Origin of the sequence: Candidatus Kuenenia stuttgartiensis (assembly GCF_900232105.1) — a bacterium.
Taxonomy (GTDB): domain Bacteria; phylum Planctomycetota; class Brocadiia; order Brocadiales; family Brocadiaceae; genus Kuenenia; species Kuenenia stuttgartiensis_A.
Genome location: NZ_LT934425.1, coordinates 1,393,151 through 1,409,780, shown reverse-complemented (window position 1 = coordinate 1,409,780; position 16,630 = coordinate 1,393,151). Strand labels below are relative to the sequence as shown.

General features: G+C 43.4%; 14 protein-coding genes. 13 read left to right on the top strand and 1 reads right to left on the bottom strand.

Annotation, left to right across the window (positions count from 1 at the left end; translation table 11 throughout):
• Positions 1–503 precede the first annotated feature (503 nt).
• From KSMBR1_RS06420 to KSMBR1_RS06390, 7 genes are all read left to right on the top strand, one after another.
• A complete protein-coding gene (locus KSMBR1_RS06420; protein ID WP_099324569.1) occupies positions 504–5,279 on the top strand; it encodes a Kustd1514 family S-layer glycoprotein in 4,776 nt (1,591 codons plus the stop codon).
• 643 nt (positions 5,280–5,922) lie between these two features.
• Complete coding sequence (locus tag KSMBR1_RS06415; RefSeq protein WP_099324568.1) at positions 5,923–6,174, top strand: GIY-YIG nuclease family protein; 252 nt, start codon at positions 5,923–5,925, stop codon at positions 6,172–6,174.
• A gap of 406 nt (positions 6,175–6,580) precedes the next feature.
• Entirely contained in the window at positions 6,581–7,252 is a 672-nt protein-coding gene (phoU, locus tag KSMBR1_RS06410) for a phosphate signaling complex protein PhoU (RefSeq protein ID WP_099324567.1), read from the top strand.
• 68 nt (positions 7,253–7,320) lie between these two features.
• Positions 7,321–7,548, top strand: a complete 228-nt coding sequence (locus tag KSMBR1_RS06405) for a hypothetical protein (protein WP_099324566.1) — start codon at positions 7,321–7,323, stop codon at positions 7,546–7,548.
• Complete coding sequence (locus KSMBR1_RS06400) at positions 7,545–7,769, top strand: DUF2283 domain-containing protein (RefSeq protein WP_099324565.1); 225 nt, start codon at positions 7,545–7,547, stop codon at positions 7,767–7,769. The genes KSMBR1_RS06405 and KSMBR1_RS06400 overlap by 4 nt, the downstream gene beginning before the upstream one ends.
• A gap of 233 nt (positions 7,770–8,002) precedes the next feature.
• Positions 8,003–8,293, top strand: coding sequence for a nucleotidyltransferase family protein (locus KSMBR1_RS06395; protein ID WP_099324564.1), 291 nt, complete (start codon positions 8,003–8,005; stop codon positions 8,291–8,293).
• 224 nt (positions 8,294–8,517) lie between these two features.
• Complete coding sequence (locus KSMBR1_RS06390) at positions 8,518–10,647, top strand: tetratricopeptide repeat protein (RefSeq protein ID WP_099324563.1); 2,130 nt, start codon at positions 8,518–8,520, stop codon at positions 10,645–10,647.
• Positions 10,648–10,720: 73 nt separating this feature from the next.
• Here the strand turns inward: KSMBR1_RS06390 and murI are convergent, their stop codons facing one another.
• Positions 10,721–11,521, bottom strand: a complete 801-nt coding sequence (gene murI / locus KSMBR1_RS06385) for a glutamate racemase (RefSeq protein WP_099324562.1) — start codon at positions 11,519–11,521, stop codon at positions 10,721–10,723.
• A 305-nt stretch (positions 11,522–11,826) separates the two neighbouring features.
• Here murI and KSMBR1_RS06375 point away from each other — a divergent pair, with 305 nt between their 5' ends.
• The 6 genes from KSMBR1_RS06375 to arcC all read left to right on the top strand — a co-directional run bounded on the left by KSMBR1_RS06375 (position 11,827) and on the right by arcC (position 16,258).
• Positions 11,827–12,096 (top strand): GIY-YIG nuclease family protein, encoded by a 270-nt coding sequence (locus tag KSMBR1_RS06375; protein WP_157820421.1) that lies wholly within the window; start codon positions 11,827–11,829, stop codon positions 12,094–12,096.
• Positions 12,097–12,343: 247 nt separating this feature from the next.
• A complete protein-coding gene (locus tag KSMBR1_RS21905) occupies positions 12,344–12,598 on the top strand; it encodes a GIY-YIG nuclease family protein (protein WP_197705364.1) in 255 nt (84 codons plus the stop codon).
• A 481-nt stretch (positions 12,599–13,079) separates the two neighbouring features.
• The gene (locus KSMBR1_RS06365) at positions 13,080–13,289 is read left to right on the top strand and encodes a GIY-YIG nuclease family protein (RefSeq protein ID WP_099324559.1); all 210 of its coding nucleotides are present in this window, start codon (positions 13,080–13,082) and stop codon (positions 13,287–13,289) included.
• Between the two features lie 5 nt (positions 13,290–13,294).
• On the top strand, positions 13,295–13,582 hold the full coding sequence (locus KSMBR1_RS06360; protein ID WP_099326996.1) for a GIY-YIG nuclease family protein: 288 nt from the start codon (positions 13,295–13,297) through the stop codon (positions 13,580–13,582).
• 209 nt (positions 13,583–13,791) lie between these two features.
• A complete protein-coding gene (locus KSMBR1_RS06355) occupies positions 13,792–15,132 on the top strand; it encodes a cyclic 2,3-diphosphoglycerate synthase (protein ID WP_099324558.1) in 1,341 nt (446 codons plus the stop codon).
• Between the two features lie 169 nt (positions 15,133–15,301).
• Positions 15,302–16,258, top strand: coding sequence for a carbamate kinase (gene arcC / locus KSMBR1_RS06350; RefSeq protein WP_099324557.1), 957 nt, complete (start codon positions 15,302–15,304; stop codon positions 16,256–16,258).
• Positions 16,259–16,630 lie beyond the last annotated feature (372 nt).

The following is a 16,630-nucleotide window of genomic DNA, read 5'->3' as shown; positions in this document are numbered from 1 at the left end:
AAAAATTGATTTTTTAGTTGACTGTCATCTGATTGCGTGCTATATTCTGCGACACCGGGGTTTAGCTATACAGGGCATATTGTTAGGAATTACGATTTAAAAATCATAAATTAATAAAAAAAACCAAAGAAACCAAAGATTACACAGATTAAAAAAATCTAAAATGTCTTAGCTTGTCTAATAGTTGAATACACAATCGTGCGTTATTATTTAGGAAAGGAGGGTGAATATAAGGAAGAAAGTAGTTGGTTTTTCTGCCAAGGCCTGCGCTATCGCGGCAAGGTAACGAGCAGAGAAACGCACGTGCAGTTTTCCCATCTCTTATCATAATTCGCATTCCTGAAAAGGAGGTGGTGTGATTTCAGAAGGGGGTCGTAGTACATTGGGAGTTAAAAAATTATCATGATGTAATGTTGGGGCAGCCCTTGTGGCTGCCAATGTATGGGCGGAATTTTATTGGAAGCATATTCATGTTGGTCTTAGTAAAAGGAGATGTGTAGGATATGAAAAGACCTGGATTAAATTTAAAAGGCAATTGGTTAAGCATGGCAGGTGTTTTGTTTTTGATGCTGGCCCTGGTTATGGGCGTAGCGTCAAACGCAAAGGCCGCCACGGGGAGTTTTGACCGTGATCGCTATCTGCCAGAAAAAGCTGGGGGTAACGATTACGATCGTGCGTGGATTTCTGTGACAGACAGCTCAGGTAATACGACAAGTTCTCCGGATACCATTACGGTAACGGTAAGAGCTGGTGTAGACGACGCTACCTCGTTTATTTTGCTCGAAACGGGTAACACTTCTACGGTATTTACCACTACTGGTACAGTACAGCCCAATTACAGGGCTTTGGGGACTACTTCCGGATATGTGGAAGATCTTGCAGGGAGTTATTGGTACTCAGTCCTTGGAAACAGCATTGTTGGATTGGATTTGAGGCTGAATGCTGCGAACATCGGTGGAAATGCGCAGTCTGCCACTAGTGGGGATTTGAAAGTTGCGGAGGGTTCCACTTTAGAGCTATTGTATGGCGGATCAACGTTGGATACCGCAACGGTAGGTTTCAATAGTGGTAGCATTAGTTCTTCACCGTCCAGCGTTACCTCGGTTGAAGGCTTGCCATCAAACGGGAATATTATTTTAAGTATTTCAGATCCTGATGAAAACCTTAATCCCGTCGTCAGGGATGTTATTGGGTTTTATGACGGGTTTACAACGGGTGACACAAGGGGTACGGCATCTTCAATGGTGCAGATTTCTGCAGTTGATCAATCCTCTGATACGGGCGACACGTTATCCTTGGGCGGCACATCTATTGTCGCAAGGCATATAATGCTTGTGGAGACGGGTAATAATACCGGGGTTTTTACGGCAAGCGGTTATGTGTACGGCACTACAACTACCGTTGCGGCTAGTGATTTGGTAGGAAATCTGAAAGTTGGAAGCAGTTCTGAATCTTACTATCAGGGGCAGGATATTACCTTGGGGGCCGGTACTGTTTCGTGTACATTTCGGATTGTCGAGGCGAACGCAAACGGCGGTATTGCGCTTATTTATAATGGTACATCAACCGAAACTTATGGAACAGTCAGTGTTGTTTTTGACGCAACTTCTGCCCCTAGGGCAGATGTCGGAGCATCTCTTGTAGCCTTTGGCACAAGTTCATTATCGCTCGGAGATACTCAAACCGGCCACAAAGTTGTGTGTTATGGAACACAGACCAGTACTGGATATGCGGTTTCTGCTTGGGGCTTGCCGAGTAGTTCCTCTAATTATGCGGCAACAGGTTCTAAGCTTGTTAAGTTGATGGATGGAAGTTCATATTGTTTGATTGCAGTGAGCTCGTTTAGCACACCTAATGATTCGGCTGGACTTGGTACTGAAGGTGATATTATAGCCAATAGCGGCTACGGTAGCGTTAGCGTAGTTTTTGACGGCTTCAGGCTGGTTGGTCCGAGAGATGGTGATACCTTGAAGGTTTCTTATCTAGATTTGTTGAAATCTAACGGACAAGCAGGGACGGTTTCGGCCAATATTTCATTTGGAATTGCCGGGAAAACCGGGGAGTTGTCTGTTGATAAAACCACTGTTGATATAAATGATTTCTTAACAGTCACTGTGATTGATGATAACCTTAACACTTCAAGTTCTACTTCGCAGTCAGTCGGTGAGGATTCATGGAATGGCACCACCACGGCGGAGAGAGGCGATCGTTTGAAGGTGGCGGCGTATTCCTCTGGCTCTGGAGAAGGGGTTGGCAATGCGCTTTCGTTGAGTTTTAAGGATGGTACTTCTGTCGGAACGTCATCGGCTATACGTGTATCTAACACCGATAATTCTCTGGTTTGGATTATTCCAAAAGATCCAAGCAGTGGTTATATTGGTACTCCAGGTACCCGTAGCAGTTCGGCCGGCAGCGCAACCTTTACATTGGGCACTCAGAGTGTTGATACTAACGCCCTTATGAAAGGAGCTTCAAGTGCTGCGAAGAGTTTCCTGAGCTCTGCGACCACGTCATCTTTTGTTGCGACTCTTGATGGGTTGGGTGATACCGTTGAAATATCGCCTGATGGTACGAGATGGATTGCTATCCCAGTGACAGAAACCGGGGCAAATTCGGCAACTTTTGTAGGTACGGTTGGATTTGATTATACAGCGGCTAGGGTCACGACAGATACAACTCTTACGAGGACTACAGCGTTTTCAGATTCCACGGATTACACGACAATTACGTTTGCAAATTCTGAGTTCAATTCTACCAATCGATTGGATTCATTCATTGGTACCGGGTCAGTGGTAAGAGTACGTGATGATTTTTCTCAGGAATTTCAGGAAGTAGTTTCAGTCGCGGGTTCTACGATGGTTGTTACTAAGCTGGCGAGTTCTACATCATTTACACCATACAAGACATGGATCCAGGTGATAGGAAATGATATGACTACGGCTCGTGAGGACACACTTTCCAACGGTGCGAAAGTATTCCGCATCGGTGGATTTTTTGGCGCAACCTATCGCATTCGTTATAATGATGCCAAAGATGCAGATGGTAACTATAAGGCGGGTGATACTTTGGCTGCGACTGCTTCAGATGTAGGTTTTCAAACATATGATGGAGAGTTGTCTACCAATGTATCTGGAACCATTGGGCCTAATCAATACGTAGTGGTGACATTGGTTGATGAGGATTTAAATACGAGTACATCGTCCAAGCAGACTACCAGCGAACCAGATCGTACCGAAAGTGGCACAAGATATGTGACTTTTTACAATGAAAACGGATTGGGTAATCCGGTAGGTTCTTCGACTTCTAATGCACCTGATGGCTTGTTTAAAAATGGCTTTACTGCAAAGGTTTTATATGCAAGCAAACTTAGCAATGTGTTAAGTTCATCGGTAGATCAGAGTAGTAACACTATCGATTTTAAGTTAGAAGAAACTGCGGTTAACTCTGGAACATTTAAAGGTTCGTTCCAATTGTCTAGTTCGAGTTCCACCTTGAATAGCTCCGACAGATTGCAGGTATCCAGCGGAGATAGCATTTATGTTCATTATAATGATTCTCCAAGCGCTACTGCAGAGGACAACTCTACAAATTATAGGGTGGTCGGTCCGTTAAGTATCGAGACTAGCATAGGATCTTTATTATTGAGTAAAGCGAAAGCCTACCTGAGCGGTGATACTGTGGTGGTATCCGTAGTTGATGATGATCAGAATACCACTTCCGGGCAAGATACGTTGACTGATAAGCTTAAGATAGAGGGCAGCAATTACTCTACAGGTGGCGCTCTTACGCTAGATCTTGTAGAAAGCGGAAATACCTCCGGAACATTCCTTGCCACCTTTACCACTGGTACAGAAACAGTTGAAACAAGTGCTAATTTAGGTAAGGTGAAAGCACAGGAAGGCGGGGTTGTTACTGTAACATACACGGATTCCAGCCCTTCCAACACTACCGTCACAGAGACGCTGTCATTTGGCTCTTATGATGCGACTATAGAGTTTAATGCAGATTCCTATGGTTTAGGCACATATGCTATTGTCACATTGGCTGATGCAGAAAGAAATACGTCTCATACAGGCACTGAAACGTTGTTAGATGATGTGTTTATTCAAACATCTTCAGTAAACAGCACGAAGATGAGGCTGGTGGAAACGGGTAATGACACAGGAACATTTGTAGGGTCTATCCTGGTAACTTCTAGCGGTGCTACTACTGAATTTAACCAGATTCAGGGAGCAGAAGGTGAAACGCTGACGGTGACTTATTCAGACACGATAAATACAACATCGTCAACCAGGACTGTGACGGATACGGCTGCTATAACGGCTGCTGTAACACCTTCGCCTACACCAACGCCTGGGGTAACTCCAACGCCTGGAATAACTCCAACCCCTGGGCTAACGCCAACACCATCTCTGATACCTGGACTCGGTTCGGTAGAAGGGTTTGTAACGGATGCGGCGACAGGGGATGGCATTGAAGGAGCGACGGTGCGTAATCAGTCAGGGATTTACACTGATACAACTGACGCGGATGGGTTCTACTCGATTGCGAATGTTGAAGCTGGAACTCGTACCTTTACCGCTGTGGCTCTCGGTTACGTTCCCTCAGCCCCTACTGCTATAGTAGTAACGGCAGGCGGGACAACAAACCTCGACTTCGCGTTGGTTGCTTCTGTTCAGGGAACACCAATAACAACGCCAACTGTGACGCCTCCACCAACTGCGACATTGGTAGTTGCGGTTGCGGATGGAGATGGCATTCCAATCGCAGGAGCTACGGTGACTGTTGATGGACAATCCGGAGTTACGGATGCAAGTGGTGGAGCTACCTTTACCCTCGAAGCCGGTGATTACGAGGTTTCTGTAAGTGCAACTGACTATCTCACATCGGTTGTAACGGTAACAGTGACACCTCCGGTAACGATCCTGCCAGTAACCTTGGAACCGAAAGGACCATGTCCGGAACCGGATGAGGCAGTTGCTTCAGCCGCTACTGTAACACCGGATAGCCTGAGTCTTACAAAAGGTGACAGCGAAGACGTTATAGTGCTGGTAACAGATGAAGATGGTTGCCCTGCACAAGGCGTGAAGGTAAAGAGGAAGCTTACTTCGGCTAACAAGAAGAAGATTAAGGTAACGCCTGCCAGCGAAACAACAGATACAAGTGGCCAGGCAACGTTTACCGTGAAGGCGAAGAAGAGCAAAGGAAAAGCTAACGTGAAGTTTGCTGTAAAAGGTGTGAAAGATAAACCGAAAGTAAACGTCACTCTTGCAAAATAAAATAGTGATAATGTTAGTTTAGTAGTCAAGTAGTTTAAAAGGGGTGTTATGTCGAAAGATATAACACCCCTTTTTTTGTGGTTTTTAAGTAAGTTGGTAAAATCCCCAATTCCTTAAATCACATATTGCTATAAAGCCGTAATTAAAAAGAGTTTAACCACAAAGGGCACAAAGAATACAGAACACAAAGGGGCACGAAGAAAATCTTACAAAAAAAAGAGGTTTTTACAGGGTAATACCATAAGTTGCCGGCAAAAATAAAAAGAGGATAACGAACTGCAGTGAACTATTACCTAAAATCCAAAATCCAAAATTTAAAATCCCCTAAATGGTTCTTGAAAAAGCATTACCCACATCTATAATGAACTATCATGATGAACCAATGACCAATAGTTGGACACAGATAAACGCTGATTAACACTGCTTTTTGAACGACATAAATAATCACAGGATGTGTAAAATAATTGCTGCTACAATAAAATTGTCAAACACTAACCACTGCTTTTAGAACGGAAGATATGATGAGCAACGAACTAGTTGAATACATAGCCGATGTACTACCTGATGGCCATTTGTCTATACCTGAAAAGATCAGGAAAAGATTAGAACGTATATCTAAAAAAAAGTCAGAGTTTATATTGATTTGAAAACTGAAAAAATAACAAAAAGGCGCCATCCTGCGTTTGGAATATGGGCGGATCGTTTATCAGAAGTTGATTCCGGAGAAGTAGCTAAGAAATTGAGGAAAAAGTTAGAAAGCAGGACTGATGGCTTTGTAATTATTCAGCGTAAACATTACACGACTCCCGGCGGGTTCAGGATATTTCGTGACGTAAGAAACGCCATATCGCGGGAGAAGCAAATTAAGGGTGGCTCAAGGGCTAAAAAAATGTAACTATTCAGCATAAACGATACACGGCTCGTTATGACGGTTTATGAGATTGCTTCGGAAAAGACCCTCGCAATGACAAGCGGATGTGCTTGCGATGACAAACGGATGCGCTCGCAATGACAAACGGATGCCCTTGTGTGCTGATAGCCATGAGCCAAATTACTATGAGCCATGAGCTATAAGAATGGTTCGTCGTGAGCTTAGCCGAACGGTTACAAATCTGAACCCTCAAATATAGTTTCCAGTGCCATTGTGTTCCCATGCAGATACTTCATTATGTTCAGTAAAAGGTTTGGGAACGAGTGTGTGCGTAAGACGCCCCCCATTGCCACCCAGTGGAGGGGAAATTATTGTGATTCGTAAAACTAAAACTAAAACTAAAACTAAAATTGTAATTCGTAAATAACAAATGGAAAGACATTTTGACCAACAATTAGGTGTTCTCCGGAGGAATCTTATCCAGATGGCCTCTGTCGTTGAGATGGCTATTTCAAACGCCGTTAAGTCATTAAAAGAAAGAGACAGCGACCTGGCGCACTCAGTGGTGATGCACGATGAGCAGGTGGATGATTTAGAACTGGAGATAGATAAGCAGTGCGTTGACCTGCTGGCTTTGCAACAGCCAATGGCGGTTGACCTCCGGTTTATAACCTCAGCGATGAAGATTACCAATAATCTCGAGAGGATGGGTGATCTTGCGGTAAACATAGCGGAGCGGGTTGTTCCTCTGAATCAGGAACCGCAGCTAAAACCCCTAATAGACATCCCAATGATGGCAACTATTGCGCAAACTATGGTGAAAGACAGCATTGATGCGTTTGTGAATAAAGATACCACCCTTGCGCAGGCGGTTTGCCAGCGCGATTCCACGGTTGATGCCCTCAATGACCAGATATTTCGCGAATTACTGACATATATGATGGAAGACCCTGGGAATATTATACGGGCAGTGCACCTGATGTTTATTTCGCGCCATTTGGAAAGAATCGCCGACCATTCCACCAATATAGCGGAAGAAGTGGTGTATATTGTAAGGGCAACGGTCGTTAAACACCGGAAGCATAGGTTAAGCGAGTTATGAGAGGTTTTCAGGTTTCACGGTTGAAAACCTTTGAACCGCGAATGGGCGCTAATATTGAGGAATGATTTGTGGAAATAAAATTCTCACGGCACGCTAAAAGAAGGGCAAGATTATATAAAATATCAGAGTCAACAATTATAAAGATTTTAGAAGGTAAAGAATTATCTCAAGGAAGGCATGAGATTATAGAAAGTGCAGAAGGATTTAAGTATCCACTGAAAATTACAATTGTCGTGGAGAAGAGTATAATAACAGTAATAACAAACTACCCTTTGAAGAATGGGAGGAAAAAATGAAAGTGTATTACGACAATGAAGCAGATGCTTTGTATTTGAGGCTGGGGGATGAAACGCCGGATGGGGTTATAGAAATTTCAGAAGGAGTTAATGTGGATACAACTTCGGAGGGAAAAATTGTGGGTATAGAAATGCTGGATGCTTCTAAAAAAATAGATTTAAGGACAGTGCTCTCTTACTCACTTGAATTTGACGAAGATTTAATAACACTAAAGACGTAACAACAAGGCAAAGGGGAACCACAGATTACGCAGACTAAAAAAATCGTCACAAGTTTACAATTGACCAAAGACCAAAAGGAGGAGTATGTTACTACCTCAGGCAGGCTTGCAATCTGAACCCGCCATGAATGAGTTGGGGCTAAAAAACATAGGTGTTTGATAATTTTAGAAAATAATTATTCGCATTTATCGTTCAAATCTGTATTCCGATTGTTTCTTGTGAGAGCGATAGAATGAAGAGGGAAGATATTATAAGTTTTATTTCTGAACACAAAGCTGAATTTGAACAAAGGTTTGGCGTTAAAAAGATAGGTCTCTTTGGCAGTTACGCAAGAGACGAGGGCCGGGAGGGGAGCGATATTGATATTGTGGTTGAACTTAAAAAGCCCGACCTGTTTTGTCTGATAGGCATCAAGCAGGCTGTCGAGGAATCTCTTGGCAACAGGGTTGATATTGTTCGTCTCCGGGATAAAATGAACAAGACATTGAGGCGCAGGATAGAGCGAGATGTCGTCTATGTTTGATAAGGAACTTGATCCCGCAGATTTGTAAGGACACGTCATGGCGTGTCCCTACAAATTGTTGCTCATTTGCCTCTATTCTTTTACATTGAACATTGAATATTAATTTTCAAAAAGGTGCGAACGGGGCTTTTCGCGGTGTTTTTTCAAAAATCTAAAGTGTTACTAGTCGTTGGGTTTCGTTACCCGACACAACCTCAAGGACTACGGGACTGTAGCCATGAGCCATGAGCCATGGGACATCCACTACTATAACCATGTCAAAATCAAAGGCATTCTATCTGCTGCTGCTGCTGCTTGTTGTTATTACATTCTGCGTATTTCTCAATGCCATTCCAAATGGTTTTGTCTATGATGATATCAGCGTTATCGAAGAGAATTATTTCATAAAATCACCCGGGAATCTTCCAAAAATATTCAGCAAAGAGTATTTCTCCCTTTCCAATGAGTTGAGCTATCGTCCCGTTGTTACCTTAAGTTATTTTCTGGATTATGCGGTATGGGGGCTCAATCCCTTCGGCTATCACCTGTCCAATGTCGCGATACATGCGTTCAACGTCCTTATGTTCTGTATATTGGTGAATAATCTGGTGAAGTCGCGGTCGATTGCATTCTTTGCCGCGCTAATATTTTCGATTCATCCGTGCGTAACCGAAGCGGTAAACGCTATTAGTTACCGGGAAGATTTACTTGTTGCCGGCTTCTCTTTCCTGTCATGCATTTTCCTTATAAAATCACTAAAAACATGTTCAAAAGATAAGCCATTGCCGGCAGATGACGGGTCGCATTTGAGAAAGGGGGTTTTTTTAATAATCGGACTGCTCTTTTATATGCTTGCCTTGTTTTCCAAGGAAAGCGCAATAGTACTGCCGGTATTCATCATTTTGTACCGGTTGCTGTGCGGCATACCATATCTGAAAAGGTATTATGTAAAAATACTTTTGGGATACGCGTTCGTGTCGTTTTTTTTCATTCTCGTGCGTTTCTCCCTGTTGAAAAACCCAAGGCTTGTTTCGGTTGCGTATTATGAAAAGAGTTTTTGGATAAGCGGTATGACGATGGTCAAGGTGGTGGCATATTATGTAAAACAAATGTTTTTACCCATACACTTGAATGCCGATTATAAAGCAATTCCAGTACGCACGCTCTCCGACATGTCATTTCTCATAAGCGTTTTTTTTCTTGTGGCGGTAGGCGTGATTGTTTTTAGGATAATAAAACACTCCCGCATACAGGGACTGTTTGCACTGTGTTTTTTTGCCGCCTTATTGCCCGTGATGAATATTATTCCCATCGGGCATATTATGGCGGAGAGATATTTATATCTTCCGGTTGCAGGGTTTTGCGGAGTGACAGGCTGCGTTATAGGCCGCTGGTTTCCCGGTAATATCCCGGCAGGCAGCAGGACGGGGTTGTTTTTGCCCGATAGGCAGGCATTGAAGAGACGCGCCGGTATCATTGCCATTGCAGCAGTAGTGGTTATTTCGTTTGCCCTAAGAACAGTGCTAAGGAACAATGACTGGCGGGACGAATACACCTTCTGGACAAAGATTGCGAAAGAGCAGCCGGATAATCATGATGCGCATAACAATCTTGGGGTATTTTATTACAAGCATGGTGACCTTGACCGGGCAATCGGGGAGTTGGAGAGGGCCGTTCTCCTGAAGAATGATTATCCGGAGGGACACAATAGTCTGGGCACCATGTATATTGATAAAGGGCTTACTGACAAGGCGATTTCCGAGTTTTCCCTGGCAATACACTATGACCCGGCATCTTCCTATGCCTACTATAATATGGGGAATGCCTATTTTGATAAAAATGCACTGGATGAGTGCATTGTGTTTTTTAACAAGGCGATTCAGCTCAACATGCATAAGCCGCAGGTATTTAACAATCTTGGCAGCGCTTATCTGAAAAAGGGGAATCTTGACGCCGCTATTGCGCAGTACCGGAAGGCATTATATATTTACCCGGGGTATGCTGAAGCGCACAGTAATTTAGGCTTCATTTATACAGAGACAAATCGTTTTGAAGAGGCGCTGAGCGAATTAAAAAAAGCCTTGAGGTTGAATCCCGACCACGCCAATGCGCACAATAATCTGGGGGCATTGTATTGCCGGCAAGGGTTATGGGATTTGGCAGAGATGGAATTTTTGAGTTCGATAAGGGCAAATCCCCGGAATATTGGCGCACGTAAGAATCTGGGGATCATTTATTTTCAACAGGGGAAAAAGCAGGAGGCAAGGGAACAGCTCCTGCATGTCCTGAAGGATGATATCAACCATGTAAATGAGCCGGGTTTTTTTTCCATAGCGGAGCAGTTAGGGCTTGTTAAGATACGTGAAGATGATTAATGGCTCATGGCTGATGGCTGGTGGCTCATGGCTAATTGCTCATGGTACAAATTGTAAATCGTATTTCGTACCTCTAAAACCGTACCTCGTGTATTTCCTCTTGGATGCCAAGCCTTTTTATGATTGTTTCGAGTGATTCTTTTCCCTGCGTGGCCAATATTTCCAGGGTTCCTTTTTGTGACGTAGTACGAAGATTTCTTTCCAGCAGACTTTTTACTTTTCTGGCAACAATCTTTGCGGGGTCAATTAAATGAAGGCAGGGCCTTAGCAGCGCAAAATATTCATTTAAAAAAGGAAGGTGTGTGCTTGAAAGTGTAATTGTGTCGACCATGTTATCCGTCTCTTCCAACAGTGAAAGCTCTTCGGAGATTATTCTGAGGCTTTTATCCTTATTTGACAAAAAATCTCCCGTTTCCACAAGCTCTACCATCCGTGAGGCATTCCACTTTATGATTTTTGCCGATGCCGGAATCTTCTGCGAGTGTATGTACTCGTCCAGTTCGGAACTCATTACCGTGTTTTGCGTTGCCAAAATGGCGATGTGTCCTGTTTTGGAGACACTTACAGCTTCATTGACCGGAGGAAATACGCCGATAACGTCAACCGCCCCTTTTTTCAATTCATGAAGCACCTGAATGGAAGGCGTGTTGGAGGCAAGCACAATGAGTTTTGGGGTGAAATTTTTCGAAAGATACTCTATGGTGTTCCGGATAATGCGTAACAATTCATCGTGTGTTTTTTTTCCATAAGGAAAATGTTTTTTATCTGCGAGGTAGATATAATTCTCGCCGGGCAAGGCATTTCTGATTTCCTTTATTATTGAAAGGCTCCCCACCCCTGAATCAAATATTGCTATTGGGTCGTCGATAGTCATAAATGGATATTTTTAAATAAAATGAAGGGTTTTACGGCTGAAAACCCCTGAACCGTTGAACATGGAACCTATCCTTGTTGAAGTATACCTTCATAAAAACGGTTATGCAAAAAAAACTACCTCTGCTGGTTGCAAAAGGTACTCCCAGCTTGTCATTGTGAGGGTATCAACTTGTCATTGCGAAGTAGCACGGGTAGCCAAGTGGCTTCAGCAGCGCCCTGCGGGTTCCAAAATGTCCCAACTTGTCATTGCGAGGGCATCAGCTTGTCATTGCGAGGGTCTTTTCCGAAGCAATCTTTTTTATAATGCCAGATTCAATCAAGGTAATTGTAATGGATAAATTATACTCCGTTTACATAATGGCGAATAAAATTAATACAGTACTCTACACATGGGTTCCGAATAATCTTAAAAGAAGAGTATATGGGCATAGAGAGAAGAGGGTCGAGGTCTCTTATGACGGATATTATGAGGTTGCTTCGGAAAAGACCCTCGCAATGACAAGCGGATGCTTTCGCAAAGACAAGCGGATGCCCCTTCAAAGACAAGCTGATGTCCTCGCAATGACAATCTGATACTGTTCAGGTTTGCAACCGTTCGGCTGAGCTTACGACGAAAACTGAACCCGCCGGAGGTATACTAATGAAAACCCCTGAACCGTTGAACATGGAACCCATCCTTGTTGAAGTATACCTTCATAAAAATGGTTATGCAAAAAAGACTACTACCTCTGCGGGTTCCTAAAGGTACTCTCAGCTTTTGTCATTGCGCGAAGTAGCACGGGTAGCCAAGTGGCTTCAGCAGCGCCCTGCGGGTTCCAAAATGTCCCAACTTGTCATTGCGAGGGTCTTTTCCGAAGCAATCTTTTTTATAATGCCAGATTCAATCAAGGTAATTGTAATGGATAAATTAGACTCCGTTTACATAATGACGAATAAAATTAATACAGTGCTCTACACATGGGTTCCGAATAATCTTAAAAGAAGAGTATATGGGCATAGAGAGAAGAGGGTCGAGGTCTCTTATGACGGATATTATGAGGTTGCTTCGGAAAAGACCCTCGCAATGACAAGCTGACGCCCCTCGCAATGACAATCTGATACTGTTCAGGTTTGCAACCGTTCGGCTGAGCTCACGACGAAACCTGAACCCGCCGGAGGTATACCAAGCTTGCAAAGACCATGTTGTTTACATTGAACATCAATTTTCAAAACCGTGCAACTCATGTTACGCAGTAAGAAAAATGTTCAATATTCAAATCTCAAATAGTTGATTATTTGCCTTTATTCTTTTCCTCACCCAAACCTGAATACATAGCGCATTTCAGCCATTTTTTAAGCTGAAGAGATATTTATAATGGCATAATATGTTGAATAATAAGGATACGGCAGTAAAATGGTGCAGACAAAGGCAGCGCCGGAAGATATAATTCCTATGGAGGACGGGGATTTTAGCGATTTTTAAGATGGCTGATGGCTGATGGCTCCCGGCTTGTCATTGCGAGGGTCTTTTCCGAAGCAATCTTTTTTATAATGCCAGATCAATCAAGGTGATTGTAATGGATAAATTATACTCTGTTTACATAATGACGAATAAAAATAATACCGTACTCTACACAGGGGTTACGAACAATCTTAAAAGAAGAGTATATGAGCATAGAGAGAAGAGGGTAGAGGGGTTTACAAAAAAGTACAATGTTACAAAACTTGTCATTGCGAGGGTCTTTTCCGAAGCAATCTTTTTTATAATGCCAGATCAATCAAGGTGATTGTAATGGATAAATTATACTCTGTTTACATAATGACGAATAAAAATAATACCGTACTCTACACAGGGGTTACGAACAATCTTAAAAGAAGAGTATATGAGCATAGAGAGAAGAGGGTCGAGGGGTTTACAAAAAAGTACAATGTTACAAAGTTAGTATACTACGAGATATTTCGTGACGTAAGAAACGCCATATTCCGGGAGAAGCAAATTAAAGGTGGCTCAAGGGCTAAAAAAATAGAATTAATTAATGGAATGAATGCAGGATGGAAGGATCTCTATGACGGTTTATGAGGTTGCTTCGGAAAAGACCCTCGCAATGACAAACGTGATAATTGTGGATGTACAGTAAATGTTGAAAAAACCCATAAGCCATAAGCCATGAGCTATGAGCTATGAGCCGTATGAGATTTTAAATTCTAAATTTGCACTCGTTCAAAGTCTGCCAGCTTGGGAACGGGCGTTTTTGATGGCGCATACAAAGACAGCGCCGGGGGGAAATAATTTCTATGGAAGGCAGAAGAAAGATACTTATTATGGGTGCTGCGGGAAGGGATTTTCATAACTTCAATGTCTGCTTTCGCGACAATCATGCATATGACGTAGTTGCCTTCACTGCGGCACAAATCCCTAATATTGAAGGGAGGCAATATCCCCCTTCACTGTCAGGAAAGCACTATCCAAACGGCATTCCCATTGAATCTGAACAAAAATTGTCCTTTCTGATAAAATCGTATGCCATAGATGAAGTTGTCTTTTCTTACAGCGACGTTTCGCATGAATATGTTATGCACAAGGCGTGTATGGTGAATGCCGCGGGAGCTGCTTTCACCCTCCTTGCCCCACAAAAAACCATGTTGAAGAGCAATAAACCTGTTATTGCAATATGCGCGGTGAGGACGGGGTGCGGTAAAAGTTCGGTTTCCCGGAGAGTTTGTGAGATTGTTAAGGGGCTGGGAAAGAAGCCTGTGGTAATAAGACATCCCATGCCTTACGGCGATCTTTTTAAACAGCGTTTACAGCGCTTTACCACGTACGATGATTTCAGGAAGTATGACTGTACCATAGAAGAAATTGAAGAATATGAACCCCATGTGGAACAAAACACTACTGTTTATGCAGGAGTTGACTACAAAGATATTCTGGAAGCGGCAGAAAAAGAAGCCGACGTCATTGTATGGGACGGAGGCAATAATGATACCCCTTTTTACCTTCCGGATTTGTACATCACTGTTGCAGACCCCCACAGGCCAGGCCATGAACTTTCTTACTATCCGGGTGAAACAAACCTCCTTCTTGCGGAGGTTATTATTATCAGCAAGGTGGACACCGCAAAACCGGAAAATATACGCAGGGTAAGGGAAAATATACAAAAGTCGAATCCCGGTGCAACGATCATTGACGCTGCAATGCCGGTGACGGTTGAAGATATCAGCCTGATAAAAGGCAAACGTGTGCTGGTGATTGAAGACGGTCCTACCCTTACGCATGGAGGCATGTCCTTTGGCGCGGGAGTACTTGCTGCCCGGCAATATGGTGCTTTGGAAATTATTGATCCAAGACCCTACGCCGTAGGGTCGATTCACGAAACATACAGGAAATATCCCCACATGGAAAACCTGCTGCCTGCTATGGGATACGGGCGGAAACAGGTTGAGGAATTAAGCGCATCCATCAACCGCACGCCGTGCGATACCGTACTTATTGGAACTCCCATAGATCTGAGAAAAATAATCCGTATCGATAAACCTGCAGAACGAGTACGTTACGGCATGCAGGAAACAGGCGAACCTCAACTCGAAAAGATTATCAGGGCAAAACTCCGTAACTTCTCAATAAATTGAGATAAACAACCCGCTTGCCACCTTTATTAATGGGGAATTCTATACAGTCGGCAATCGGCAAATTGCGGATTGCGGATTGCGGATTGCCGACTGCAGATTGTGGACTGTGGACAGTGAAAGATAGAAATTATTATAAAAATCCCAACTTATTGAAAAGTTAAAAACTCCAATGAACGGTAGAAATACTATGGTAATTGCGCTGGGGGGAAATGCTCTCATCCGGAAAGGTCAAAAGGGAACCGTAGGGGAACAATTCGAAAATACACGGAAAAGTATGGAAGGAGTCATTTACTGTTTAAACAGGGGGTATAATATAATAATCACCCATGGAAACGGCCCGCAAGTGGGTAATTTGCTGCTTATGACCGAGGCCTGCCGTGACCAGACGCCGGAGCTTACGCTTGGAATGTGCGTTGCCGATACGGAAGGGGCAATCGGATACATGATCCAGCAATCATTGACCAATGCGTTGCGAAGGGAAAACAGAGATACCTGTGTGGTAACGGTTCTGACGCAGGTTGTAGTGGACAAACACGACCGGGCATTTTCGTGTCCGACAAAACCCATAGGTCCTTTTTTCAGGAAAGAAGAGGCGGAACGTTTTCAAAGAGAAAAAGGCTGGGATATTGCGGAGGACAGCCACAGAGGGTATCGTCGGGTAGTGGCATCGCCCAATCCTCTGAAGATTATAGAGATTCAGGCGATCAGATGCCTTTCAGGGGCTGGCAATATCGTCATTGCCGCCGGGGGAGGAGGTATTCCTGTAATTATAAAGGAAAACGGAGACCTTGAAGGGGTGGACGTTGTCATAGACAAAGACCTTGCTTCAAGCGTTCTGGCAAGAGATATTAATGCCAGTGCCTTGGTTATGCTTACCGGGGAGGAAAACGTTTTCCTCAATTATAAAAAACCAAACGAACGGCCTCTTTACAACATAACGGCAGATGAAGCGCAGCGCTATCTGGACGAAGGGCATTTCCCGCCTGGAAGTATGGGTCCAAAAATCCAGGCAGCCATACATTTCCTGGAATGGGGCGGATCATTTGCCCTTATTACTTCGCTTGACAAGGTGCGCGAGGCATTTGAAGGCCGCTCCGGGACAAGGATTGCAAAGAAAGCCATCTGACCAGTAATTGTGAAATCCGAAATACGAAGTACGAAGTACGAAACAAATCCGAATAACAAAGCATAAAATTCAAAACAAATCCAAAACATACAACAATAAGAAGCACGAAATGCAAAATACTAAAGGTGCATTTGTTTGTAACACTTTAGTTCTATGAAAAAAAACGCTCGTTCCCAAGCTCCGGCTTGGGAACGCAATTGCACTGGAAACTTTGTTTCCAGTGAGGGTCTGACTTGACAAATTACAAACTGTCTTAACCCTGTGATTTTATTCCCTATCTATCAGCAAACAGGCGAGAAACCGGAGTTTCTCAAACAAATGCATTCCCAAACAGATACTTCACTATGTTCAGTACAAGGTTTGGGAACGAGT